Source organism: Nonlabens arenilitoris (assembly GCF_002954765.1).
Taxonomy (GTDB): domain Bacteria; phylum Bacteroidota; class Bacteroidia; order Flavobacteriales; family Flavobacteriaceae; genus Nonlabens; species Nonlabens arenilitoris.
This window is the reverse complement of the sequence record NZ_MTPW01000001.1, coordinates 1031626-1057606: the sequence shown is the minus strand read 5'-3', so window position 1 is coordinate 1057606 and position 25981 is coordinate 1031626. Positions and strand designations below refer to the sequence as shown.

Sequence of the window (25981 nt, the reverse complement as noted above, 5' to 3'; positions counted from 1 at the left end):
TAAGTTTAATTATGCCATGCGCTCTTTCCACAAAAACTTACCGAAGTCTAAAACAGCATCTAATGGAGTATTATCGAAAACATCAAATATGGTGTTTACAGATTTCTCAATCGCCATATCTGTCTTTTCAAATCCGGCACTATCATCATCCATCCAAAATTTTATTAAAAATAACATTTGTACCCAAGCACCTTCGCTATAAATAGTCTCACTGCGTTCTAGTAAAATATTGGTTTTGTTTTCATTACGCTCTTGTATCAGTTCTTTAGCAAAACCTTTTACATGCTTGCGCAATCCTTTTAATTGCTCCATCTTATTCATCATGTGCTGATTCTCTTTAAGAGTAAAAAGCACATAACTCCTATTTAAGGTGAGTAATTCAAAGAAAGTATAGAAAAACGTGAGCATTTTTTCACGATTTGAAAAATGTGCATATTCTTCATTTTTATGAGCTACGTCCATAGTCATGGTGAAGAAAGTATTCCAGATATCTTTACGCAAACCATCAAAATTACCGAAGAAGTTATAAAATTCTGCTTCTGAGATGTTGTTGTCTTTAGCAAATTTGTAAACGCTCTTAGGTGTTTTTTCATGCTCAAGAACATAATCCATGTAAGCAGTAATCACATCGTGACGAGTGATTTCCTTCTTTGTAGCGGTCTTTTTTGCTGTGGTTTTCTTTGCCGTTGCCATAATAAATTACTTTAGTGTAAAGATATGAATTGTTTAACTTATCATCATATAAGTTTAAACAAAACTATGTTAAGGTTTAGTCGTCAGTTTTAGTTAAAACTTAAAGTTAGCGCATAAAAAAAATCCCTCTTGAAAGTTTCAAGAGGGATTTTCTAGATTGATAGTGTATTGCTCTATGGTCTGTTGGTAGCCACTGGGTTTTTGTTTACCCATGTGTTAACTGACACGATAGCATTGTTACTATAATCTACTTCTGTAAGTTTTTCATCATTCCAGAAAAACCATTTTCCAGCTTTTTCACCATTTTGATATTCGGCTTGAGCGCTTTTTTGTCCTTCAAGGTTATATGAAATCCACTCACCATGTCTTTCATTATCTTGATTAAATGTTCCTACTTGTGAAACGGCTCCGTTAGAATAAAAGTAAGTAGCTTTTATAGTTCCGTCGTTTTGCTTTTCAAATTGTGGTTTTGTCTCTTGTGCCATTGCAAATACTCCTACAAAAAGTGCACACATAAAAAGAAATTTCTTCATCGTTCCGTCATTTTAGATAACCAAATTTAACTTTAAAAATACTTATACGCAACATTTACGTAACATTAAGTTTACACCAGAGGTTCAAAACACTGTTTATTAGGTTGTTATATTTAGTTAAAATGAGTTGTTGTGCATACATTAGATAAGTAATTCACGATAATCTTTACTTTAATGCTGCTTTAGATGTTTAAAATCGGCTTATTTTTGCAGCTTATTATATGAATAGTTATGTATAGATCACACGATTGTGGTAGCCTGCGCGCTAGCGATGTAAATAAAGAAGTAACACTGGCCGGTTGGGTTCAAAAAAGCCGTGATAAAGGTTTTATGGTTTGGGTAGATTTAAGAGACCGTTATGGTGTTACTCAATTAATCTTTGATGAAGAGCGTACAGATAAAGCTTTGTTAGAAAGAGCGCAAAAACTAGGTCGCGAGTTTGTGATACAGGTTAAAGGTACCGTGATTGAACGTGAATCTAAAAATGCTAAAATGTCTACAGGTGATGTAGAGATTCTAGTAAAAGAATTGAATATTTTAAGTGAGTCTAAAACGCCACCTTTTACCATAGAAGATAATACGGACGGTGGAGAAGAGTTGCGCATGAAGTACCGCTATCTAGACATACGTCGTAATCCAGTGCGCGAGAACTTGATTTTCCGTTCTAAGGTTGCTATGGAAGTACGTAATTTTCTAGCCGGTAAAGATTTTATCGAGGTAGAAACGCCAGTACTTATTAAATCCACGCCAGAAGGTGCTCGTGACTTTGTGGTGCCATCGCGCATGAATGAAGGACAGTTTTATGCCTTACCACAGTCGCCACAGACCTTTAAGCAGTTGCTTATGGTAGGTGGAATGGATAAGTATTTCCAGATTGTAAAATGTTTCCGTGATGAAGACCTGCGTGCAGATCGTCAACCAGAGTTTACACAAATAGACTGCGAGATGTCATTTGTAGAGCAAGAAGATGTGTTGAATATATTTGAGGACATGACACGTCACTTATTGAAAAAAGTAAAGAATATCGATATCGCAGATTTCCCTCGTATGACTTATGAAGATGCGATGAAGAAATATGGTAATGATAAACCAGATATCCGTTTTGGGATGGAGTTTGGTGAGTTAGACGCTTTCGCGAAAGCGAAGGACTTCAAAATCTTTAACGAGGCAGAATTAGTTGTGGGAATTGCAGTTCCTGGTGCTAACAGCTACACGAGAAAAGAAATTGACAAATTAATTGATTGGGTAAGACGTCCACAAGTTGGTGCGCTAGGAATGGTTTATGTACGTTGCAATGAAGACGGAACTTATAAGTCTAGCGTTGATAAATTTTATGATCAAGAAGATCTTGCAAACTGGGCAAAAGCTACTGGTGCAAAAGCTGGTGATTTAATTTGCGTATTGTCTGGTCCAGCAAATAAGACTAGAACACAGTTAAGTGCTTTGAGAATGGAAATGGCAGAACGTCTAGGATTGCGTGATCCAGAAGTTTTTGCACCGTTATGGGTTGTAGATTTCCCGCTATTAGAATGGGATGAAGATACAGAACGCTACCACGCGATGCACCATCCATTTACCTCTCCTAAACCAGAAGACATTGATAAGTTAGAAACAGATCCAGGTAATGTACGAGCAAATGCTTATGACCTAGTCATGAATGGTAATGAGATAGGTGGTGGATCAGTAAGAATATTTGATAAGAAATTACAGGCATTAATGTTTGACCATTTAGGATTCACACCAGATGAGGCAAGAGCCCAGTTTGGTTTCTTGATGGACGCCTTTGAATATGGTGCGCCACCACATGCAGGATTAGCATTTGGATTTGATAGATTAGTTTCTATCCTAGGTGGACAAGAAACGATACGTGACTTTATCGCTTTTCCTAAAAACAATAGTGGTCGCGATGTAATGATCGATGCACCTAGTGCAATTGATCAAGAGCAGTTAACAGAGTTAAACTTGAAGGTTACGTTATAATCGTTAAGTATCAAGATGAGATAGCTCACATTGAGCTTGTCGGAGACGTGATTTATGACAATAGGTTGATTTTTTGACAAGCTCAATATTTCATTTTATAGTTCATTTTATAGTTCAATTTTAGTGAAAAGTTTTAATGAAAATTATAAGCATACTATTAATAGGAGTCATCATTACCTTAATTATAGGTTTTTATAATCTGTATAATGGCGGTGATTATGCGCTAGCACAAAAGACGATAGGTGCCGCTGTGATGACTTTGTTTTTTATAGTAATGCCTGGTTTTTTAATCGTGCGCTATAAAGACAAGAAATTGAAATCATTCATCTGGAATCCAGATGCTTTGAGAAATGATGAGGAAGAATAGGTTTAATTCAAGCTTCTTTTTCTAGCAAAAAACTCATTTATTATTGCACTACATTCTTCTTCTAGAATTCCTGAAACGACTTTGGTTTTAGGATGTAACTGTGTTCCCATTTTAAGATAACCTCTATGTTCATCGCTCGCTCCGTACACTATATTCGATATTTGAGACCAGTAAAGAGCACCAGCGCACATCTGGCAAGGTTCTAGTGTGACGTAAAGTGTGCAATCTTTTAAGTATTTACCTCCTAAAAAACTTGCTCCAGCGGTAATGGCTTGCATCTCTGCATGTGCGGTAACGTCGGTCAACGTTTCTGTAAGGTTGTGACCTTTGGCAATAATGCGATTTTGAGTAACGATTACAGCACCTACGGGAATTTCACCACGATCTAAGGCAGTTTGCGCTTCTTGTAACGCTTTTTTCATAAAATACTCGTGGTCGTAAGGCTCTATCATGATTTAAAAATAAAACTAAAATCAAAATCAAAATCAATTTACATGTAATTAATGTTGAGACAGCTATTAATTATCATTATTATTCACCAACAAATTACCAAATCATTAAATCAACAAATTAATATTTCATCTTACCTTTGAGCCATGTCTCAATCACTACTTTCTCAAATCAACTCATCAACCGATTTAAAAGGCTGTACTGTTGATCAATTGCCACAGGTTGCTCAAGAATTGCGTGATTTTATTATTGAGGTAGTTGCTACTAAAGAAGGGCATTTAGGTGCTAGTTTAGGTGTTGTAGAACTTACCATCGCCTTGCATTATAAGTTTGATACGCCAGAAGATTTACTGGTTTGGGATGTAGGTCATCAGGCTTATGGGCATAAGATATTAACCGGTAGACGTGATGTTTTTCATACGAACAGAGATTTGAACGGCATTTCTGGATTTCCTAAAAGAGATGAAAGTGTTTATGACACTTTTGGAGTAGGACATAGTTCAACCGCAATTAGCGCCGCACTAGGAATGGCGATGGCTAGCCAGTTGAAAGGAATCGACAGAAAACACATTGCTGTAGTAGGTGATGCTAGTATTGCCAGCGGTATGGCATTTGAAGCTCTCAATCATGCAGGAGTAAGTGGTGCAGATTTATTAGTCATTCTCAACGATAATGCTATCGGAATAGATCCTGCAGTAGGTGCATTGAAAGATTACCTTACTAAAACCAAATCAGGTAAGGAAACAGGACGTGATAATATATTTGAATCATTAAATTTTGATTATACAGGTCCAATTGATGGTCACGATTTATCTCAATTACTGGAAGAACTAGAAAGGCAAAAGTCTTTAATAGGTCCTAGACTTTTACACGTAAGAACAACAAAAGGTAAAGGACTCAAACAGGCAGAGATTGATCAAGTACGCTATCACGCGCCCGGTAAATTTGATAAAATTACAGGTGATATCACACCAGCAGACACCAGCTTATTACCACCTAAATTTCAAGATGTCTTTGGTCATACGATTGTAGAACTTGCGCATCAAAATAAGAATATCATAGGAATCACGCCAGCGATGCCTACTGGAAGCTCCATGAAGATTATGATGAATGCGATGCCGGATCGTGCATTTGATGTCGGTATCGCAGAGCAGCATGCCGTAACACTTGCGGCAGGAATGGCTACACAAGGATTAGTTCCTTTTTGTAACATTTATTCTACTTTTTTACAACGTGCCTATGATCAAGTTATTCATGATGTAGCATTACAAAAACTACCTGTTGTTTTTTGTCTGGATCGTGCAGGTTTAGTAGGTCAAGATGGAGCGACTCACCATGGGAATTTTGACCTAGCTTATTTAAATTGTATTCCAGATTTAATTATCGCTGCACCTATGGACACCATCGAGTTGAGGAATATGATGTATACCGCGCAACTAGGTCTTGAATTACCTATAGCAATCAGGTATCCTCGTGGTCGTGGTCGTATATTGAACTGGCAACAACCTTTTCAAAAACTATCAATTGGTCAATCTCGTGTGATTCATTCAGGTACTAAGATTGCTCTTCTTTCTATAGGTTCTATAGGAGCAATGATCGATGATTTAATTAGTGATGAGGAACTTGATGTCACTCATGTAGATATGCGTTTCTTAAAACCGTTTGATCACGATATGTTAGATGATATTTTTGAGCAGCACGAGCACATTATCACCATAGAAGATGGAACCGTTATAGGTGGATTAGGCAGTATGGTAGTAGATTACGCTTCCGCGAAAACGTATAAAAACAACATCTATAAACTAGGAATCCCAGATGCATTCATACAACATGGTCCCACAAAAGACCTGCATAAAATAGCTGGAATTGATAGTGAGACCGTATTTAATTTAATCAGTGATTTATCTACTCGATAATCATTTTTAAGCTTTGGTGATAAGTACCTGATTTAATATTCACAATATAAATACCGCTTGCAGGTTGATTTAATGAAAGGCTTTGTTGCTCACTAGAAAGGTTCATTTTTTCACGGTAAACTTCTTGACCACTTAAATTGTAAATAGTTACCTGTGCGTTATCTAACGCCGTACCTGAAACTAAGTTAATCGTTCCGTTATTTATAGTCGGAAAGAGTTTTATGTTATTTTGAGAGATTTGTGACTCTTCAAATCCTAGTGTATTGAATTGTCCTGTAAACATTCCACGGCCATGTGTAGAGGCTAGTATAGTGTTGTCACTAACTCTTAAATCTAGGTCAACCACCTTGACACTAGTCATACCATTATTAGTTTGGGTCCATGTTGGGATAGTACTGTTAAAATCACCAGTTACATAAATTCCTTCTTCCGTTCCTATGATAACTTCTTCTGCCAGTAATGGGTTTTTAAGAATGGTTTTTACGGGTATATCTGGTAGGTTACCTTCTTTACTGGCCCATGTGGTACCACCATCTGTACTATACCATACGCTGTCGACACCATAATTGTGCATGGTCACTAAGATTTCTTGTTCAGTGGACCCAAATTCTATGTCAGACACTGAGCCTAAAAATTGTGATCCTGTAATTTCTGTCCAGACAGGTGAGGTCGTGTTTGCATTATCAACCATTATTAGTCTAGAATCTATCGTTCCTAAAAATAGTTTTGTAGATGTAGTGGTAAATGGTGAGACCTTCATAGCAGTAGGTCTTGAAGTGCTTATTAGTCCATTAGTAATAGTATTACAATTAGCCGCGTTGGGTCCTAAAGAACAAACGAGAATACCATTAGTGCCATTGAACGTTTCGCCATTTGCAAAAAACACATCTAGATTTTCATCTAGTTCTGCTACGTTAATAAAGTCACCACCACTACCTTGTGAAATGACGTAAAGTCTACCAGTTCCAAAAAGTGAGTTGATTGTACTGCCGGGAGAAATTGGGTAATCTGCATAGAGATGCGTTTGCCCTGTAACTGATAAGACTACATAGTTTCCATCTTTATCAATGTTAGTATATGCACCATCTCCACCTATAGGATCAAAAAATGGTGTCAATCCATTTGCTGGTGCATCGTTAGTTAGTTGTGAGCCATTATCTTGTGTGCCGCCGGCAAAGTCATCTCCATCTGCAACGTCAGTGTCTGCTATATCACCGTAATAGAATTGAGTAACGTTATAACCATTGTTTCTATTGGCTATTGCATTAGGTGATGATAAGGCACCGCTTAAGGAACTTGCATAAGACACACCACCATCTGACCCTATAATTGCTTCATTACTAAGTCCAGGTCTAAAAGTTAATGCATGTACATCTGCATGAATAAAAGGAACATTTAATCCATTAAGGTTAGGGTTTTCTGACCATTTTGAAATTTGATTCCAATTATTTCCACCATTTGCAGATCGGTGTAAATCGATTCCACCAGCATAGATGATTTGATCATTTGTAGGGTCAACTTCAATCACAAGGTCATAGAATGCTTGACCTCTAGTAAAATCTGTTGCAGAGATGCTGTTGTCTGCATCATTGGGTTCATTTAAGGCATTAATTGTAGTTAACTTGTCTGTTGAGATATACAAATCTGCTCCAGCTGCTGCATCAACTGCTGCATATATAAGGTTAGCGTTTGTAGTAGAGGTAGCAAGTTCAACACGATCTGTAGAGGCAATAAATTGATCGAGAGTCCAGTTAATACCATCAGTACTAGAATAGATTCTTCCGCCACCTTGACCTATACCTGGTGAAGCGATTGATCCCATAAATAAGGTATTGTCTGCTCCAATTTCAAAATCGTTAGGCGACACATAAAAAGTGAGTCCAGAAAAACTAAATGATAAAGCAGGATTTTCAATACGTGTCCATGTTGCGCCATCATCTACACTGCGATATAATCCAGCGTTTTGAGCACCTAAAATATTTGAAGGATTAGCGATGTTGCCATTAGGTGCGGCATAAAAAGTAGAGCCTACACCTACATAGATTTCGCTAGTTCCGTTAACATCTCTTATGGCGATATCATTAACGGTAAATAATCCTGACTTAAATAAAGAGCCGCCGCCACTTACTGTACCTGATCCTGCTGGTTGTATGTTAACTTGAGACCAAGTATTACCGCCATCTGTAGTCTTATAAACACCATTACCTATTGCAGCGCCTTGTGCATATTGTTCTCCTGTACCTATATAAAAGGTGGATGAGTCATTTGGGTCTAATGCATATGCATTAACACTCAAGTCACCAGCAATACCTGGTATAATTGTCCAAGAAGAAGTAGCGCTGGTAATGTCATTATTGATCCATAGTCCGCCACCAACACCACCGGCAAAAACACGGTTATAATCAACGCCATCACCATTATTTGCTCCTACATCAGTAGGGTCAAAAAACACAACACGTGTTCTACCACCAGTATTTAATGGGCCTCTTTCTTGCCATGGTGTGGTATTATTACCTGGCGCACCAAGTGTTGTATATAAACTCGGCGTTGTTGATTCTACTAAAAAAGGAGTAGGAATTCCTAAAGTAGGATTCATGGTTAGTTCCCATTCTCTCTCATTATACGCATTAGGTGGTAGGCTTAATTTCTTACGTTTCTCTTTAGAAAGGTTTCTTGTGTCTTTAAATGGACTATTGTCAAGAAATTCTTTGTGCTGTTGTCTTTTAATAGCTATGTCGCTCAACTCATCTTTTGTAGAGTTGAATACAAATAGAAATGCAATTATAGCAGTCACGGCAATTACAGATAGGAGAATAAACTTTTTCATAAAACATTATATTTCTAAAGATACAAAAAGCTCTTTATTTAATAGATCCATTGATAACACTGAAGAGTTGTAATGCTCTACTATCAGTTAATGAGGCCACATAACCACAAGCATTTAAAATACGCTCATATAACGATGAGGTGTTTACTTGCAATCCTGTACAGGTATTTAATATAAGCTTATCATAAATCGATTTATTATCTTCTAGATCATTAACAGTTGCTGTAATAACGGCATGCAGTATATCAGTTAAAATTTTATAACCAGCGATTTCTTTTTGGATCACCTCTTCGTTACGATATACCTTTTCTATAGTAATCGCGAGAATATCATCAATTTGTGGTTTAAACTGGGACTTGTCAGTTAGGGCATGTTTGTAAGTGCCATTTAGGATTGCTTCTTCATTATCCATAAATACATCTACACAATCAGTAATCAAGTTATTAATAGCAAGTGATCTTAAGTAGGTTAATCTTTCTGCAGTAGAAGTTAATTGTGAGTAGACTTCAGACTTAATATTCTTGCGTACTAAATTTATCAAGTACTCTAGAGCAAAATCTTCAGCAATCCAGCCCAGATTAATTCCGTCTTCAAAGTCTATAATGGTATAACAAATATCATCTGCAGCTTCAACCAGATAGGTGAGTGGATGGCGCATGTATGGTTCCATGCTACCGTCATTATTTTTTATTCCTAACTCTTGAGCGACATCTTTAAAGTGTTCTAGATCTGCTTGAAAAACACCAAACTTTTTTTGGGATATGTGATTAGTCGGTTTTAGCGGTAAAGATTCTTTAGGATACTTAGTAAATGCTCCTAAAGTAGCATACGACAACCTTAGGCCGCCTGGAGTTCCTGGAGAATCTAGATTGAGTAGTCGGTATCCATTTGCATTTCCTTCATAATCGATGAGGTCCTGTTGTTGCTTTCGCGAAAGCGAATCCATAAAAACCTTTCCTTTTCCACTAGAGAAATAGCTGCCTATGGCTTTCTCTCCACTATGACCGAATGGTGGATTACCGATATCGTGAGCCAATGACGCAGCCGCAACGATGGCACCAAAATCCTGCATTTTATATCCTGCTTCTACTAATGAAGGATGCTTTTCTAATATGCGCTGTCCGGCCATACGACCTAGGGAACGACCTACTACTGATACTTCTAGACTATGTGTTAATCTCGTGTGCACAAAGCCTGTCTGGCTTAATGGGATCACCTGTGTTTTATCTTGTAGACTACGGAAATGTTGTGAGAATATCACTCGATCATAGTCTACTTCAAAACCCAGTCGTAATTCATCTTGTAATTTTCTAGGTCTAGGTGCTGTGTCGCCGTGTCTTTTTAAGGATAGTAGGTTTTCCCAATTCATGATGATGCTTTAAGGCTGCAATATAATAGGTTTCTTAAAGTAACACCTAATTAACATAAGGAGTAGGTGCTTAACCTTAATTTCATACAACTAGCAGCTTTGTTAATTTTATATTAACCTCGATTTTGTATAAAGAGTGAATATTTGCACTGATAAACTCAAATTATAAAATCAAGCAAAATGAAAAAGTTTTTTTATTCTATTCTAGCCGTTGCTGCTCTTGCAATCACAAGTTGTGGTGGCGACGATGATATCACAAGTGGTCCAGATACTATGGAGAATGAGATCTCAGGTGTGATCTCCACAGATATGACTTTGACCAATGATCGTATATGGAACTTGAACGGTCGTACAACTGTTACAAGTGGAACAACTTTAACTATTGAGCCAGGAACAATTATTAAAGGTTTTGCTGGGCAAGGTGCAAACGCTTCTGTTCTTATTATAGCAAGAGGTGCTAAAATCGAGGCAAATGGTACGGCAACTCAGCCTATCGTTTTTACAAGTACTGCAGATAATATTGATTTAGGACAGACTACAGGAACTAACCTAGGTCAAAATGATAGAGGTTTATGGGGTGGATTAATAGTTTTAGGAAATGCGCCAAGTTCTTTCAGAGGTGATGTAAGCGCACTACAGATAGAAGGTATTCCAGCAAGTGATACAAACGGGCTTTATGGTGGATCTGACGCTGCGGATAATAGTGGAACATTAAATTATGTTTCTATACGTCACGGTGGTACTAATATTGGTGAAGGAAATGAAATCAATGGTTTAACTTTAGGTGGTGTAGGTACTGGAACTACAATTTCTAATATCGAAGTAGTAGCAAATGTAGATGATGGTATCGAATTTTTCGGTGGTACTGTAAATGCTTCTAATCTTTTTGTATGGGCTGTAGGAGATGATTCAATTGATATTGATCAAGCTTATTCAGGAACTATCACAAACGTAGGTGTTGTTTTAGGAGATATTTCTGACCATGCGTTTGAAATTGATGGTCCAGAAGGTTCATTACAAGGTTCTTTTACAATTAATGATGCAACTATATTTGGAAACACAAATACTCCAAACGGTGAGTACGCTGATTACAGAAGTAATGCTCAAGGGACTACTAACAACGTTTATGCAACTGGATTTAAAGCGAGTAGCGATGTAGAATTAGATAACAATGCTGTTTCTCAAAACTACCTTAACGGTGATTTATCATTCTCTAACTGGACTATTAATTTACCAGCTGGTGTTGCTGCTGCAAACGACGTATTTGTTGAAAAAGTAGGATGTGCACAAAACTGTGATGATACTGATGAATCAAATGATATTGATGAATTAACTATCACAACCTTCACGGCAGATGCTGCTGCATGGGCAAGTGCTGGTACTTCAGGTGGTGCTACTTTAAGTGCATTCTCTTGGACATACTCAAATAATACTGCAGGATTAGGATTCTAATCAATAAATAAATTTTTAAAAATGCCTATCATTATTTAATGATGGGCATTTTGCAATTCAACAATAAATCCACTTTAATGTTACATTTTAATAAAAGCGTTTTTTGTTTTTTTATAATTTTAAGCTGTTGCTTATCATTTGGACAAACCGGAACTTTGACAGGTAAAATACTCGATGGTGATTTTGATGATGTATTATCATTTGCAAATGTTACCGTAAAGAATACGAATTATGGTGCTTCAACAGATTTTGATGGGAAATATTCTATCAATATGGAGCCAGGAACTTACACTGTTGTTTATTCCTTTGTAGGTTATTCAAGTAAAGAAATTACCGATGTGGTTATTAAAGCTGGAGAGGTTACTATTGTTGATGTAACTTTAAATGCATCTGCTGCTGCACTGGATGACATTGTTATAACAGTGACCAGAAGACAAAACTCTGAAAAGGCAGTACTAGAGGTTCAAAAAAACTCAACTGTAGTTCTAGATGGGCTTTCTTCTGAAACTATAAAAAAAGCTGGTTCATCTTCTGTGGCAAGTGCTGTAAAGGCTGTTCCAGGAGTATCAGTTCAAGATGGAAAATTTGTCTATGTAAGAGGTCTTGGGGATCGATATACAAAAACTCTGCTTAATGGTATGGAAGTTCCAGGATTAGATCCTGATAAAAATGCACTACAATTAGATATTTTTCCGACAGGTGTTTTAGAAAATCTTCAGGTAAAAAAATCTTCTACTGCAGATTTAACTGCAGATTTTACAGGTGGTATAGTAGACATATTAACTAAAGACATTCCTTCTAGTGAAGAGTATTCTTTAAGTTTTAGTTTAGGATACAATCCAGACATGCACTTTAATGATGATTATTTAAGTTATAATGGTGGTGATACTGATTTTTTAGGTTTTGATGATGGAACTAGAGATTCACCTATTGCTGCAGGAACTAACATTCCGCTATTACAGCAGGATGGATCGTTAGTGAGAGAGTTGACACAGCGATTTAATCCCGAACTTGCAGCAATGCGAGAAAAAAGTTTTATGAATTTTGGTTTTAGTTTCTCTGGTGGGAATAAGTACAAATTTGATAGTGGGAACTCTTTAGGTTTTACGGCCTCTCTTGCCTATAAAAATGATACTGATTTTTATGAAAATTTTGTTGATGGACAAATTTTTAGGAAAAATGCAGATACTTCTGTATTGACACCAACTGTGGATAGAAGCCAGCAAGGTGCCGTAGGTGTAAATAATATACTTCTTAATGGTCTATTGGGACTTACATATAAAACTGAATTTTCAAAATATAGAATTAATGTACTTCACATTCAAAATGGTGAATCAAATGCTGCGTTAATTACACAACAAAATGCAGAGCGTAGTTCTAATCAAATCAAAAAGGATGTGCTTACTTACACTGAGCGTGCGTTAACTAATGTATTACTTTCAGGAGAGCATAATAATAAAGACGGATCATGGAATACTGAATGGAAAATATCTCCAACTTTATCTCGCGTAGATGATAAAGATTTTAGAACAACACCTTTTAGAATTGATGGAAGTACCGCTACCATTGAGCCATCTGAGGCAGGTGACCCAACAAGACTTTACAGAGAACTACAGGAATTGAACTTAGCAAGTAGAATAGATTTTACTAGAAAACATCAGTTGTTTAATGAAAGTGCTAAGCTTAAGTTTGGTGCAGGCTTCACATATAAAAATCGTGATTTTTCGGTAGATCAATACTCGTTTATTTTACAGAACTTTCAAAGCTCAAACTTTAATGGTGACCCAAATGAAATTCTAGCTCCTGATAATATTTATGATCCTAATACTGGTTCTGGTGTGGCGGTAAGATCTGATTTTAATATTACTAATAACTTTGATTCTCAAATTACGATTGGTAGTGCTTACATATCTGATGAATTTCAACTTACAAATCGTTTAAAAACAATTTTAGGTGTAAGATTTGAAAAATTTGATTTAACATATAATGGTCAAAATCAACAAGGTCAAGTTTTTGATAATGAAAAATTTATTGATAAGGCTGATGTATTTCCAAGTTTAAACTTAATCTATGATTTAAATGAGGATTCAAACTTTAAATTAAGAGGTTCTTTCTCTATTACAACAGCAAGACCTTCATTTAAAGAGGCTTCAGAGGCTGAAATCTTTGATCCTATTTCTAACTTCTTCTTTATTGGTAACAGAGACATACAGCCAACTTATATTAACAATTTTGATGTAAGATTAGAGAAATATGGTGAAGGAAGTGATTTTTATGCAATCAGTACTTTTTATAAAGATTTTAAAGATCCTATAGAATTAAGTTTTATACGTGAGGCCGAAGGTCAGTTCACGCCCCTTAACTTAGGAAACGCAACAGTGCTAGGTGCAGAAATAGAATTGCGTAAAAACTTAGGTTTTGTCCCTGCACTTAAAAACTTTAATGCAACTTTAAACGTATCTATAATTGATTCTAATCAAAATTATAGTGAAGATGAAGAAAATAATAGGCGAGATACATTAAGAGATGGGCAAACTCTAGACGATACTAGACCATTACAAGGACAGTCTCCTTATCTAGTAAATGCTGGTTTAGTTTATGAAACAGAATCCGATTTAAGAATAGGAGCCTTTTTCAACGTTCAAGGAAGAACATTGGAAATCGTAGGTTCTGGAGATATTCCAGACGTTTATACGCTACCATTTAATTCATTAAATTTTACCGCAAATAAAACTTTTGGTGAAACTGTCAAACACAGCATTGGATTTAAAATAGACAATATTTTAGGTGATGATAGAGAAAGTGAATATGAATTTTTCGGTACTGAAAATAGAACATTCTCATTCCGTAGTCCGCAAACTACACTTTCCTTAAATTATGGTATTAAATTTTAATGCAAACTAAATAACGAAAAAAGCCACTCAATAAGAGTGGCTTTTTTTATGAAACTAGGTTATGTTCTTTAAGTTTTGATGATATACGCTTTCGCGAAAGCGGAATCTTACAAGTGAGATGAATTTATAACACTTAGGTAACGTACAGTAACTAATAAAGTATGATTTTTGCACTCTTAAATTAGCCTCAAATGGGAGATATTTATGTTTATATGCTGGTTATACTTGCCGGCCTTGCCATCACTGACTTAGTCGTAGGAGTAAGTAATGATGCAGTAAACTTTTTAAACAGTGCTATAGGTTCTAAAGCGATAAGCTTTAAAACCATAATGATTATAGCCAGTATAGGTATCGCAGTAGGAGCATTGTCCTCTAGTGGTATGATGGAAGTCGCGCGTAAAGGGATTTTTGTGCCTAGCGAGTTTTATTTTGATGAGGTGATGATCATTTTTATGGCCGTGATGATCACAGATATATTGTTGTTGGATTTTTTCAATTCCATGGGATTACCTACCTCTACAACAGTTTCTATTGTGTTTGAACTCTTAGGTGCCGCTGTCTGTATGTCATTGATTAAAATTTATGGCGAAGGTGATACCGGTGAAACAATTCTTGATCTAGGTAAATACATAGCAAGTGATAAAGCTATAGAAATCATATTAGGGATTCTATTATCAGTAGTGGTGGCATTTACGATAGGTGCAATTGTTCAATTCTTATCCAGATTGATGCTTACTTTCAACTATTCAAAAAGGCCGGCATATCTAGCAGGATTTTTTGGAGGATTGTCTATGACTAGTTTGTTTTACTTTATCATCGTTAAAGGTTTAAAAGGAGCAGATTTAGGTGGTTTAACGAGTTTTCTAAATGGACTAGATGTATTCACGCTAGTCGGTTGGGCTACAGTTTTCTGGATGCTATTCAGTTACTTTTATGTATACATCATGAAATGGGATATATATAAACTAATTATCATTTTAGGAACTTTTGGACTAGCTATGGCGTTTGCAGGTAATGATCTAGTAAATTTCATAGGTGTGCCTATAGGTGCTTATCAAGCATGGGAAGCCTGGAGTGGTAGTGGTGTAGACGCCACGGTTTATGGTATGGCAGCATTAGGTGAGAAATTACCATCTAATAAATGGTTACTGGTTATCGCAGGAGTTGTAATGGTTGTTACCTTATGGTTTTCTTCAAAGGCGCAAGCTGTAGTAAAAACATCTGTCGATCTTGCTAGACAGGACAGCGGTACAGAGCGCTTTCAATCTAATGCGTTTTCTAGAATCTTAGTACGTTACTCGTTAAATGCTGCTGAGGCTATCCAGCATATTCTACCTGAAAAAACTACTAACTATATCGCTTCTAGATTTGAAAAATTACCAGAGCCAGCAGTACTGCCTAAACACGCAGATAAGCCTGCCTTTGATTATGTAAGAGCAAGTGTGAATTTAATGGTTGCTAGTATATTAATATCTATTGCAACTTCATTTAAACTTCCATTATCAACTACTTATGTAACATTTATGGTTGCTATGGGAACGTCACTTGCAGATAGAGCATGGGGAACAGAAAGTGCCGTGTATCGTATTGCAGGTGTACTTAATGTAATAGGTGGATGGTTTTTCACTGCATTTAGTGCCTTTACCGCAGCTGCGGTATTTGCGTTAATCATTTATTATGGTGGGTTCTATGCTATACTAGGTCTGGTTGTAGTAGCAATCATTTTATTAGTGCGCAGTTTTGTCAATCATAAGAATAGTCAACAGGTAGAGAAGGAAACTGAAGAGCTTAAAAAAGCAGAAAGTAATACGATACAAGGAATTATTGACGAAAGTTCTGAGAATGTAGCTGCGGTATTTAAACGTTCTAAGCGCATTTATAAAAACACATTAGACGGATTGATATCACAGGACTTAAGTATCTTAAAGTCTTCTAAGAAAGAAGCAAATAAGTTAAGCAGTGAGATTGATGGCTTGCGTAATAACATCTTCTACCTAATACGTAACCTAGATGAACAACATCTAGGAGCATCAAAATTTTATATAGAGGTATTAGGTAATTTACAGGATATATCACAATCACTAGATTATATCTCAAAATCTGCCACGACCCATATAGATAATAATCATAAGAGTTTAAAATTCACTCAAATTAAGGATCTTAAAGAGATTATCTTGAGAAGTCATGAAGTGTTTGCGGTTTCTCAAACCATATTTACTAAAAAGGATTTTGGTAAACTGGCCGAGATTATCACGTTGAAACAAGAGCTTTTAGGACTAATTGATCAAAAAATTGATAAACAAGTAAAGCGTACAAAGGATACTGAAAATTCACCTAAAAACACGACGCTATACTTTGGTTTATTATTAGAGACTCGCGATCTAATGAATGCAGCTATGAATGTTGTAGAGCGCTATTATACAGAGTATGACGCAAAACGTTTTGAAGATTAAAACGTATTAATTTTAAAACCAAAATCCTGTCTTTGTTAAGGCAGGATTTTTTTTACAGTCAATTTTTTACTTGTTAACTTGATTAGTAAACCTGTTTTTGTTTTTAAAAAGGTTAGAAGAGTTACGCTTTCGCGAAAGCGTAAATACCAACTTACTCTATAGTTGTTTAATGGAAAGGTAATAGGAGATGATGGTCTACTCATTATGACATTAGCGATTTGTCTTTAAAAAAAGGGACCTCTTTAAATTCAATAGTATGGATAGGTAATGGTCATAAAAAAGCCCTTTCCAGTAAAGGAAAGGGCTACATCAACAACCAGTTTTATAGGGATGAACTAGGCTGCCTCAGTTTGTTCTTCAATTTCAACTGTTTTAGGAGATCTAAATCTTCTCCATCTAAGCTTTGAACGGTGCACCATATATAGAAGTACCGGCACAATTACTAAGGTTAAAAAAGTTGCAAAAATCAGTCCATAGATAACTGTCCAAGCGAGTGGTCCCCAGAAAATTACGTTATCTCCACCGACAAATATTTTAGGATCAAACTCGCTAAATAAGGTAAAGAAATTGATGTTTAAACCTATCGCTAGTGGTATAAGTCCTAGTACAGTAGTTATCGCTGTTAATATAACCGGTCTTAAACGTGCTTTACCACCTTTAACAATAGCATTAAACATGTCTTCTTTACCAATAATATCATCATCTTCAAGATCTAACTGTTCTTTACGTCTTAATTTAAGAATGTCTATGTAGTCTATGAGTACTACACCATTATTTACCACAATACCTGCTAGTGATATAATACCCATCATAGTCATTAATATCACAAAGGAGTCTCCTGTAACTATGAGGCCTAAGAATACACCTATAAAACTTAAGAAAATGGCAACCATAATGATAGTAGGCTTAGAAATAGAACCAAACTGAAAAATAAGAATAAGGAAGATTAAAAATAACCCACCAAATAAAGCGCTCATTAAAAAGGCCATTTCTTTATTCTGTTCCTCAATTTGACCGGTATAATCTATTTTGATATCCTTAGGAGTTGCAAAATCCAGCATCTCGTTCTGAATGTCTGCGACTACAGCACCAGCATCTGTAAATCCTGGTTTTAAAGCAGAGTATACAGTTACTACACGTTTTGCATCTTTATGTTTTATTGCGCTAAAGCTAGAAGTGTTTTTTTGCTGTGCAATGGCACTAACAGGTATTTCCTTGATCTGGCCTGTCGCCATATCCCTAAAGGTAATACGTTGATTAAAAATAGCGCTGCGGTCATAACGCTGTTCATCATTAAAACGGATGTTGATATCATAATCTTCTCCGTCTTTTTTATATATACCAGCCTTTTCTCCAAAAACGGCACGACGTAGCTGCATACCTACCTGACTATTGCTTACACCTAGTTCACCTGCCTTTTCACGATCAACTTGAACTAGCATAGAAGGTTTACTTCTATTAACATCAACTTTTAATTGATCGACACCAGCTACATTTCGTGAATTAAGGAATTTCACCATTTGCTCTGCAGTCACTATAAGCTCACCATAATCATTCCCTTCAAGTTCAATGTTGACTGGATAACCTTGCGGCGGTCCAGCAGCATCTTTTTCTACAGAAATAGATACACCAGGATAAACGCCAGCTAGTGCTTCTTGGACTTTCTTGCGCAGTACCTCACTGTCTTTTCCATTACGGAATTTGTACTCACGCATGCTCGCTGTAATTTTACCTTTATGAGGCATCTCTGCAGCACTACCACCATCTGTTTGAGGATTACCAGCTCCCATTCCTACCTGTGACACGGCACTTTCTACTAAAAAGTTACGATCACCTTCCATATATTCCTCTGCATTAATGATTTCAAATACACGAGATTCAATTTCTTTTGTAATCTGATTTGTTTTTTCTATTGCTGTTCCTTGTGGATACTCTACATAGACAATAATCTGATTAGGTTTGTTATCAGGGAAGAACTCAATTTTTGTCCTGCCAGAACTAATGGAACTACCGAAAGCCATCAACACAGCCACAAACATTATGAACATTCCGCCTATGAATAAGTAGGGTTTAATTCCTCTAAGAGCAAACCTTAAGAAGTTTTCATATACTTTATCTAGCCAAGCTAGAAAGGTCTTTTGAAAACCACGCGTTAATGGCTTTATTAGGTATTTATATAACCAGAAAAGAATAACCGTTAATACCATTACACTACCTAAACCTCTAACAGGTCCACCGACTATAAGAATAAATATCCCTAAGGTTCCCATAATAGCCGTCAGGTATAGCAGTTGTTTTACACTTAGGTTGCGGTCTTCAATCTCCATAAATTTAGATACCAACATAGAGTTAAAGAAGATGGCAACAAATAAAGAACTACCTAAAACAATCGACAATGTGATAGGGAAATAGATCATAAACTGCCCCATTAAACCAGGCCATAGTCCTAGCGGTACAAATGCAGCAACAGTAGTTAAAGTTGAGATGATAATAGGTATTGCGATCTCTCCTACACCTTTTTTAGCCGCTTCAATACGCGACATACCTTCTTCATCCATTAAACGGTAAACGTTTTCCACAACTACAATACCATTGTCGACTAGCATTCCTAACCCCATAATCATAGCAAAAAGTATCATCGTATTAAGTGTATATCCAAAAAAGCTAATAATAGCAAAGGACATAAACATGGACATAGGTATCGCAAACCCTACAAATAGTGCGTTTCTAAATCCTAAAAAGAACATTAAAACACCTACTACTAGTAAAATACCGAAAATGATATTATTAACTAAATCATCAACCTGATTCAATGTCTTTGAAGAAAGATCATTTGCTATTGTTATATCAAGATCGGCTGGTAAAGCACCAGATTCTTGAGATTCTTTAACTATTTCTCTAATAGCATCTGCCGCAACAATCATGTTTTTACCAGAACGTTTTTTTACATCTAGCATCACTACTTGATCACCATACTCACGCGCAAAAGTGTTTTTATCTTCTTCTTTAAACGTAATCGTTGCAACATCTCTTATGTAAATAGGCCCATTCTCATTCTTGATAACAAATTTTTCCAGTTCTTTAGGGTCGCTAATCTCTCCTACAATTCTTATGGTGCGACGTTGACCGCTAGATTTTAAATTACCAGCACTAACAGTTGCATTTCCACCACGTACCGTATTCAAGATGTCATCAAAACTGATTTGTGCCGCAGTCATTTTATAGATGTCTACTGCTATTTCAACCTCTAGATCTTGTGCGCCACGGATATCAACTTGCTTAATTTGCTCAATATCTTCTATTTCATCTTCTAGATATTCTGCATAGGTTTTTAATTTTCTGACCGTATAATCACCTTTAATATTAATGTTCATTATAGGCATTTCTTCACTCAAGGTCAGATTAAAAACATTAGGAGTAACCGGTTTATTATTGAAGGTAGGCCAGTCTTCTCCTGCGCTTTCAGAATCTACTTCGTCTTTTACTAATTGTTTTGCTGTTTCTACTTCAATATCTTCGTCAAACTCAACGATTATAATAGAATAATCTTCTTGTGATGTGGACTCAGTCTCTGTAACACCAGAGATGTTTTTTAATTTATCCTCTAGTGGATCTGTTATAAGTCGTTCTACATCTTCAGCGGTGTTACCAGGCCATACACTCGAGATATAAATTTTAGTTTCCTTAATTTCAGGAAAGTCTTCTCGAGGCATATTATTATATGCGCTCAATCCTAGGAAGAAGATAATCGCCATCATTACATAAACAACTGTAGAATTGTCTATGGCCCATGAAGACATTTTAAACTCCTTATCACTTTTCTTTTTGGTAGCCATGATTAAGAGTTTTTGATATCAATTAATTGTCCTTCTCTTACTGTACGTGCACCTTCAGTGATCACTTGATCACCTGTTTTAAGACCTTTAGTAATTTCAATTAAGTCACCACTTGCTTTTCCAGTTGTTACTTGACGTCTGGCAGCTTGTAAGCCATCTTCAGACTCGTTAACTATCATCACATACTGCTCACCGTTTTGATTCTCACTAATGACGCTTAATGGTACTAGAATTGCATTTTCTGATGTGTAATCATTAATTTTTAATCGTGCTGTAAGGTTAGGTTTTATGTTGCCTGATTTATTATCTACAGGTATTTCAATAGAGAAAGAACGGTTTGCAGGGTTGATGTAACTGCTAGTCTGTCTGATTTTGCTCTCCATTTTTTCTGAAAGTACAGGGAACTCAACAGTGACTTCAGTTCCTTTTTTGATAGAAGTAATGTATGTTTCTGGTACATCTACATTAATGTACATATCCTTTAAGGATACTAATCTAAATAAAGCCGTCATTCCTGGACTAACCACATTACCTTGTTCTGTAATAACGTCATCTATGGTACCAGCAAATGGAGCTCTAACGGTAGTTTTAGATAGCGTACGTTGCATAGAGCTTATTGCCTTGCTTTGTCCTTCATAGTTGGCTTTAGCTTGTAAATATTGAATTTCAGATCCTATGTTCTGATCCCATAATCTTTTTTGACGTTCAAAAGTGGTCTTTGCAAGCTGTTCTTGAACTTGCATTTGTTGAATTTGCTGTGATAATCCGCCGTCATCAATTTTTGCAAGAATTTGTCCAGCCGCGACTTTTTGTCCTTCTTTTACATATACCTGTGTCAATAGCCCAGACATTTCTGGCATTATGGTAATGTTTTGTTTAGTATCCACACTACCTTGAAGTTCTATAAAATGATCAAATAGTGTGTCCTTAATAGTCATGGTACTTACCTGTGTATTAATAGGCTTGTCTCCATGCTCATTTTGATAATCTTGTATTTTTTTAAGAGTCTCTTCAATGGACGCTTTTTGATTATTTAATTCAGTCTTTTTTGCGGCAATTGCTTTTTCATCACCTTGCGCTAGTAGCTCGTCGATGGATGGAGCTTTACCACCACAAGAAACAATAAGTGCTGTTGTAAGTATGATTAATATTTTTTTCATGATAAGAATGTTCAGTGGTGAAATTTAGTTTTTGGTTGTGTAATTGGGTAGGTTAAGTATAGTTTCCAGATTTGCTTTTTCTGTAATAACTTGATACATGCTGTTTAGATACTCTGCTTGTGTACTGTATAATTGAGTTTGTGCCTGTCTTAAATCAAAACTGGTAGCAATTCCTTCTCTAAATTTGATAGTATTTTTATTTTCAATACGCTCTGCTAGTGCAAGATTATCTTTACTCGTCGTATAATTGTCAATGGCTGTTTGATAATTATTTACTGCAGTAGCATAGTTAAGACGTATTTCTTCCATGGTGCGTTGTAAATCAGTCTCGGCTTGATCCCAGGCTATTTTAGTACGGTCCTGTGCTGCTTTTCTACCAAAAGAACTGAATATAGGAACGTTAATACTAATACCGGCAACAGATTGCTGGAACCATGGTTGATCGCTGTTAAAGAATGCAAAATCATTGTCAAACGATTGAGTACCATAATTTATAAAACCGCTCACAGTAGGTAGTCCTTTTGCTAGTTCTAGTTTATGCTCTAGACGTCGCTGTTGTGTGTAGTTATAAGCTATCTGGTAGTCTACAGTTTTATCCATTTCTAGCGACTCTTCTGTTACAGAAGGATCTATATTGCGCATCGTTAAGGCCTCTAGATCATCTGTTAAGGTTACAGGAGTAGATAGCTCAATACCTAGCGCCAGTTTCAACATATCAAGTGCTATCTCTCGTTGTCTTTTGGCACTATTCAATTGATTATCTAGTTGAGATAGTGTGATTTGTAATTGTTCAACATCTTCTTCTTCGGCCAGGCCGTTTTCAAAGATTTTTGTTGTCTCATCTAGATTTTTTTCAAGTGTATTACGGTTTTTAGTAATGATTTCTATGTTTTCTTCAGTCAGTAAGACACCACCGTAAGCATTAATGATTCCTTTCCTTACTTCTAGTTTTGTCTTATTATTAGCATTTTCTGAAAAGTCTAGAAAAGTCTTTGAGGCCTCTAAGGCAACAATATAAGATCCGTCAAAAATTAACTGAGTTAATGTAGCGGTTAAACTCATATTTTGTCTAGGTCCAAAAACGACAGGAACAAATGTTCCAGGAGCGCCACCAGCCAGTTCTCCAGGTAAAGGAGTGACAGGCTGCTTTAATTGATTTTGATAATCTACAGAACCGTTAATTTGGGGTAGACCCGTCGCTGTGGTTTCCCACTTTTGTTTTAAAGCTTTAGCGACATCTCGTTTTGCATTTATGGATTGATAATTGTTTTCTAATCCGTGTTCTATGGCTTGTTCTAATGATAAGCTATAACTGGATGGAGTTGGTTCTTGGCTATACGCTTTCGCGAAAGCGAGACCAAAAAGCAGTATTGCTATTTTAATTTTAAAGGGCATTTAATCGTGATTTGTGTTAGTGATTAGGTTGAGAATTTTACGTCCTGCTGGAGTTACGATACCACGCAGGTGATACTCTAAATATTGATCATGTAATTTTTGTACTGGAAATTGAGTATTAGGGAACAGATGTAAATCTTTAATTCCTTGTAAACCTACATGGTAGATTCTAGATACAAATTCTTTATCGAGATTATCACGATATAAACCTTGTTCCATACCTAACTCTAGATTCTTATTAATACACTCTTTCATATATTCAAATTGTATCGCATTTACTTTTTGATATACACGTGGATAATAACGATGTAATTGATGTATCGGTGAGGTTTTATCTCCTTTAATATATTGTAGAATCATCTTCTTAATGTCGTACAATTCTTCTATGGGATTAGATGAGGTGCTGCATATGTGATCTATTCCTTCACATACCGTGTCTGAAATTTTAAGAGTTACCTCTGTAATAAGCTCTTCTTTATTTTTAAAATAACTATAAAGCGTTTTTTTACTCATTCCCATTTCTGAAGATATGTCGTCCATGGTCACACTCTTAAACCCTAGGTCTAAGAACATTTCCATAGATTTTTCTAATATCTCAGTTTTAATTTCGGTCATATTTTAATTTAAGCAGCTGCAAATATAAACTGCGGAAACTTTAAAAACGATTAGAGTTTCCAAAGTTTTACAATTGTTTAACATTACCTGTAGGTAAAAGATTCTTTTCTGATCCTTTAGGTATGATTACTTTTACCATATGAATGAAATGTCCCAATTAAGAACTGTTTTTCTAGAGGCGTTAACATCTAGAGTTACCGCAAAAGAACCTGCATCATTATATGATCCAGTACACTATATATTACAATTAGGTGGTAAGCGGCTGCGACCACTATTGACTCTTATGAGTTCACAGATGTATGGTGCACCGGTAGAAAAAGCTATGGATGCTGCTATTGCGATAGAGGTATTTCACAACTTTACTTTATTGCATGATGATATTATGGATGCTGCAGACTTGCGTCGTGGTAAGGAAACGGTACATGTCAAATGGGATGTAAATACAGGTATTTTATCTGGTGACGCAATGCTAATCATGGCTTATCAGTTATTTAATTCTTATGATCCTGAAACTTTTTATGAGTTGAATCAAGTGTTTTCTAAAACGGCTCTTGAAGTCTGTGAAGGACAGCAATATGATGTAGACTTTGAAACTCGAGACGATGTAACAATACCAGAATACATCAACATGATTAAATTAAAAACTTCTGTCCTGGTAGGTTGCGCATTACAAATGGGAGCGATTATCGCTGGAGTCGATCAAAAGGAGCAACAACTTATTTATGATTATGGAATTAATTTGGGGCTTTCCTTTCAATTAATGGATGATTATCTAGACGCGTTTGGAGATCCAGAAACCTTTGGTAAGGAAGTAGGTGGTGATATAAGAGAGAACAAAAAGACCTATTTGTATCTTAAGAGTCTTGAAGATGAAGGTTGCGCTACTGAGCTTAAAGAATGGTTTGCTATGGATTATCAAAAGATGAATGAAGAGCAAATAGAAACAAAGAAAGAAACGGTAAAAGTATTTTTTGAAGAAAGCGGTGGTGCTGTCGCAACCCTAGATGCTATTAAAGAATACACAAATAAGGCACTTAACATTATTGAACAACTGGCTATAAGTAATGATTCTAAAAAACAGCTTACTGCTTTTTCACTTGATTTAATGAGTCGTGTTAGTTAATGAGTGATTTACTACCACAAATACAAGAAAAGTTAGAGTCTAGACATCATGTGTTTACGATTTATAAAAATCAAGTAAATAAGGATTTAGAGCGATCTGGATTTGAGGCCATAGAAGAAAATAATCCTAAAGAGTTTCTCATGGAGCTAGCTTCGTTACTTAATGAAGCTATAGAAGACTCAAATCCTAAGTTACAACAACTCTACTATCTAGCAGATGTTCAAGAACGCCATTTGCAACACGGCATCATTCTAGGATTTATCAATCGAGAATGGATTAAGATTCAGTTTAGACTGAGGCAGTAAATTTAGACGCTTTCGCGAAAGCGTGTCTTTAAAACAATACTCTCACAAAAGGTTGAATCCCATTATTATAAATACTGCGCTCATTATCATATAGGACATCATATCGAGCACCTATCACAAAGTTGCCTTGTCGATAACCTGCGCCTAAAAACAATGCCGGAATCCAGTAATTATCATCAAAACTAGCATCTGCAAAGTTTCTATTTACATTTAGATATTCAAAATCAGCACTAACTTGTAGATAGTCTATAGGAGATGCGATAGCAATCAAGCTACCACCAGCCACCGTTGATTTAAAATCATCAAATCTGTTTAAATCTCTTTCAGAGTAACTATAATTGAGACCTACACCTAGTCCTACCGTATTGTTTACTTGATAAATAGCCTGTGGAGCAATTAAAATTGATGTAAAATTATTACCAAAGTTGGCACCTACGTTTCCTCCAAATCTTACATTATTCCAAAAATTAGAGCCTTCTATATTTTGTTGGCCATTAGATTGGTAAAAAAATAGGCTGCAAACTAAGAATATCGTAATTGATAGGGTAGATGTGTTTTTCATAATGCTGTTTTTTAGCAAATTCAATAGTTATAAATATACAAAAGTCGATGT

The 25981-nt window shown here is 36.0% G+C and carries 18 protein-coding genes; 8 read left to right on the top strand and 10 right to left on the bottom strand.

Going from position 1 to position 25981, the window contains the following annotated elements; translation table 11 throughout:
• Positions 1 to 9: 9 nt before the first annotated feature.
• Both BST92_RS04600 and BST92_RS04595 read right to left on the bottom strand, forming a co-directional pair.
• A complete protein-coding gene (locus BST92_RS04600; protein ID WP_105070389.1) occupies positions 10 to 693 on the bottom strand; it encodes a TetR/AcrR family transcriptional regulator in 684 nt (227 codons plus the stop codon).
• Between the two features lie 173 nt (positions 694 to 866).
• Positions 867 to 1226, bottom strand: coding sequence for a toxin-antitoxin system YwqK family antitoxin (locus BST92_RS04595; protein WP_105070388.1), 360 nt, complete (start codon positions 1224 to 1226; stop codon positions 867 to 869).
• Between the two features lie 231 nt (positions 1227 to 1457).
• Between BST92_RS04595 and aspS the strand changes: the two genes are divergently transcribed.
• A complete protein-coding gene (aspS, locus tag BST92_RS04590) occupies positions 1458 to 3206 on the top strand; it encodes an aspartate--tRNA ligase (RefSeq protein ID WP_105070387.1) in 1749 nt (582 codons plus the stop codon).
• Positions 3207 to 3342: 136 nt separating this feature from the next.
• Positions 3343 to 3573, top strand: a complete 231-nt coding sequence (locus BST92_RS04585; protein WP_042249754.1) for a hypothetical protein — start codon at positions 3343 to 3345, stop codon at positions 3571 to 3573.
• Between the two features lie 2 nt (positions 3574 to 3575).
• On the opposite strand, the gene BST92_RS04580 is transcribed toward BST92_RS04585, so the two are convergent.
• Positions 3576 to 4025 carry a nucleoside deaminase gene (locus BST92_RS04580; RefSeq protein ID WP_036583816.1) on the bottom strand — a complete coding sequence of 150 codons (450 nt, stop codon included), beginning with the start codon at positions 4023 to 4025 and terminating at the stop codon, positions 3576 to 3578.
• Between the two features lie 144 nt (positions 4026 to 4169).
• Here BST92_RS04580 and BST92_RS04575 point away from each other — a divergent pair, with 144 nt between their 5' ends.
• Complete coding sequence (locus BST92_RS04575; protein ID WP_105070386.1) at positions 4170 to 5939, top strand: 1-deoxy-D-xylulose-5-phosphate synthase; 1770 nt, start codon at positions 4170 to 4172, stop codon at positions 5937 to 5939.
• Here BST92_RS04575 and BST92_RS04570 read toward each other — a convergent pair.
• Both BST92_RS04570 and dgt read right to left on the bottom strand, forming a co-directional pair.
• Positions 5929 to 8766, bottom strand: coding sequence for a T9SS type A sorting domain-containing protein (locus BST92_RS04570; RefSeq protein WP_105070385.1), 2838 nt, complete (start codon positions 8764 to 8766; stop codon positions 5929 to 5931). The genes BST92_RS04575 and BST92_RS04570 overlap by 11 nt on opposite strands.
• A gap of 34 nt (positions 8767 to 8800) precedes the next feature.
• Positions 8801 to 10135 carry a dGTP triphosphohydrolase gene (gene dgt / locus BST92_RS04565; protein ID WP_105070384.1) on the bottom strand — a complete coding sequence of 445 codons (1335 nt, stop codon included), beginning with the start codon at positions 10133 to 10135 and terminating at the stop codon, positions 8801 to 8803.
• 180 nt (positions 10136 to 10315) lie between these two features.
• On the opposite strand from dgt, the gene BST92_RS04560 reads away from it, so the two are divergent.
• The 3 genes from BST92_RS04560 to BST92_RS04550 all read left to right on the top strand — a co-directional run bounded on the left by BST92_RS04560 (position 10316) and on the right by BST92_RS04550 (position 16934).
• The gene (locus BST92_RS04560; protein WP_042249763.1) at positions 10316 to 11587 is read left to right on the top strand and encodes a hypothetical protein; all 1272 of its coding nucleotides are present in this window, start codon (positions 10316 to 10318) and stop codon (positions 11585 to 11587) included.
• A gap of 155 nt (positions 11588 to 11742) precedes the next feature.
• Positions 11743 to 14481, top strand: a complete 2739-nt coding sequence (locus BST92_RS04555) for a TonB-dependent receptor (RefSeq protein WP_245910862.1) — start codon at positions 11743 to 11745, stop codon at positions 14479 to 14481.
• Positions 14482 to 14672: 191 nt separating this feature from the next.
• Positions 14673 to 16934, top strand: a complete 2262-nt coding sequence (locus tag BST92_RS04550; RefSeq protein WP_105070382.1) for an inorganic phosphate transporter — start codon at positions 14673 to 14675, stop codon at positions 16932 to 16934.
• Positions 16935 to 17269: 335 nt separating this feature from the next.
• Here BST92_RS04550 and BST92_RS04545 read toward each other — a convergent pair whose 3' ends face one another.
• Genes BST92_RS04545 through BST92_RS04530 form a run of 4 tightly spaced genes read right to left on the bottom strand, consistent with a single transcriptional unit; the run spans position 17270 to position 23940 of the window.
• Positions 17270 to 20770, bottom strand: a complete 3501-nt coding sequence (locus BST92_RS04545; protein ID WP_105070381.1) for an efflux RND transporter permease subunit — start codon at positions 20768 to 20770, stop codon at positions 17270 to 17272.
• A gap of 2 nt (positions 20771 to 20772) precedes the next feature.
• Positions 20773 to 21930, bottom strand: coding sequence for an efflux RND transporter periplasmic adaptor subunit (locus tag BST92_RS04540; protein WP_105070380.1), 1158 nt, complete (start codon positions 21928 to 21930; stop codon positions 20773 to 20775).
• A gap of 24 nt (positions 21931 to 21954) precedes the next feature.
• Complete coding sequence (locus BST92_RS04535; RefSeq protein WP_105070379.1) at positions 21955 to 23325, bottom strand: TolC family protein; 1371 nt, start codon at positions 23323 to 23325, stop codon at positions 21955 to 21957.
• A complete protein-coding gene (locus BST92_RS04530; protein ID WP_342747831.1) occupies positions 23326 to 23940 on the bottom strand; it encodes a TetR/AcrR family transcriptional regulator in 615 nt (204 codons plus the stop codon).
• 139 nt (positions 23941 to 24079) lie between these two features.
• Here BST92_RS04530 and BST92_RS04525 point away from each other — a divergent pair, with 139 nt between their 5' ends.
• Together BST92_RS04525 and BST92_RS04520 are read left to right on the top strand one after the other, a co-directional pair.
• On the top strand, positions 24080 to 25063 hold the full coding sequence (locus tag BST92_RS04525; protein ID WP_105070378.1) for a polyprenyl synthetase family protein: 984 nt from the start codon (positions 24080 to 24082) through the stop codon (positions 25061 to 25063).
• Complete coding sequence (locus BST92_RS04520) at positions 25063 to 25368, top strand: hypothetical protein (protein WP_105070377.1); 306 nt, start codon at positions 25063 to 25065, stop codon at positions 25366 to 25368. The genes BST92_RS04525 and BST92_RS04520 overlap by 1 nt, the downstream gene beginning before the upstream one ends.
• Before the next feature lie 28 nt (positions 25369 to 25396).
• Here BST92_RS04520 and BST92_RS04515 read toward each other — a convergent pair whose 3' ends face one another.
• Entirely contained in the window at positions 25397 to 25930 is a 534-nt protein-coding gene (locus BST92_RS04515; RefSeq protein WP_211292438.1) for an alpha-ketoglutarate decarboxylase, read from the bottom strand.
• Positions 25931 to 25981: the final 51 nt, after the last annotated feature.

What these genes read in the sequence shown, in the direction of transcription:
- BST92_RS04600 (WP_105070389.1), bottom strand. Translation starts at nt 693, where the DNA reads ATGGCAACGGCAAAGAAAACCACAGCAAAAAAGACCGCTACAAAGAAG.
- BST92_RS04595 (WP_105070388.1), bottom strand. Translation starts at nt 1,226, where the DNA reads ATGAAGAAATTTCTTTTTATGTGTGCACTTTTTGTAGGAGTATTTGCA.
- aspS (WP_105070387.1), top strand. Translation starts at nt 1,458, where the DNA reads ATGTATAGATCACACGATTGTGGTAGCCTGCGCGCTAGCGATGTAAAT.
- BST92_RS04585 (WP_042249754.1), top strand. Translation starts at nt 3,343, where the DNA reads ATGAAAATTATAAGCATACTATTAATAGGAGTCATCATTACCTTAATT.
- BST92_RS04580 (WP_036583816.1), bottom strand. Translation starts at nt 4,025, where the DNA reads ATGATAGAGCCTTACGACCACGAGTATTTTATGAAAAAAGCGTTACAA.
- BST92_RS04575 (WP_105070386.1), top strand. Translation starts at nt 4,170, where the DNA reads ATGTCTCAATCACTACTTTCTCAAATCAACTCATCAACCGATTTAAAA.
- BST92_RS04570 (WP_105070385.1), bottom strand. Translation starts at nt 8,766, where the DNA reads ATGAAAAAGTTTATTCTCCTATCTGTAATTGCCGTGACTGCTATAATT.
- dgt (WP_105070384.1), bottom strand. Translation starts at nt 10,135, where the DNA reads ATGAATTGGGAAAACCTACTATCCTTAAAAAGACACGGCGACACAGCA.
- BST92_RS04560 (WP_042249763.1), top strand. Translation starts at nt 10,316, where the DNA reads ATGAAAAAGTTTTTTTATTCTATTCTAGCCGTTGCTGCTCTTGCAATC.
- BST92_RS04550 (WP_105070382.1), top strand. Translation starts at nt 14,673, where the DNA reads ATGGGAGATATTTATGTTTATATGCTGGTTATACTTGCCGGCCTTGCC.
- BST92_RS04545 (WP_105070381.1), bottom strand. Translation starts at nt 20,770, where the DNA reads ATGGCTACCAAAAAGAAAAGTGATAAGGAGTTTAAAATGTCTTCATGG.
- BST92_RS04540 (WP_105070380.1), bottom strand. Translation starts at nt 21,930, where the DNA reads ATGAAAAAAATATTAATCATACTTACAACAGCACTTATTGTTTCTTGT.
- BST92_RS04535 (WP_105070379.1), bottom strand. Translation starts at nt 23,325, where the DNA reads ATGCCCTTTAAAATTAAAATAGCAATACTGCTTTTTGGTCTCGCTTTC.
- BST92_RS04530 (WP_342747831.1), bottom strand. Translation starts at nt 23,940, where the DNA reads ATGACCGAAATTAAAACTGAGATATTAGAAAAATCTATGGAAATGTTC.
- BST92_RS04525 (WP_105070378.1), top strand. Translation starts at nt 24,080, where the DNA reads ATGAATGAAATGTCCCAATTAAGAACTGTTTTTCTAGAGGCGTTAACA.
- BST92_RS04520 (WP_105070377.1), top strand. Translation starts at nt 25,063, where the DNA reads ATGAGTGATTTACTACCACAAATACAAGAAAAGTTAGAGTCTAGACAT.
- BST92_RS04515 (WP_211292438.1), bottom strand. Translation starts at nt 25,930, where the DNA reads ATGAAAAACACATCTACCCTATCAATTACGATATTCTTAGTTTGCAGC.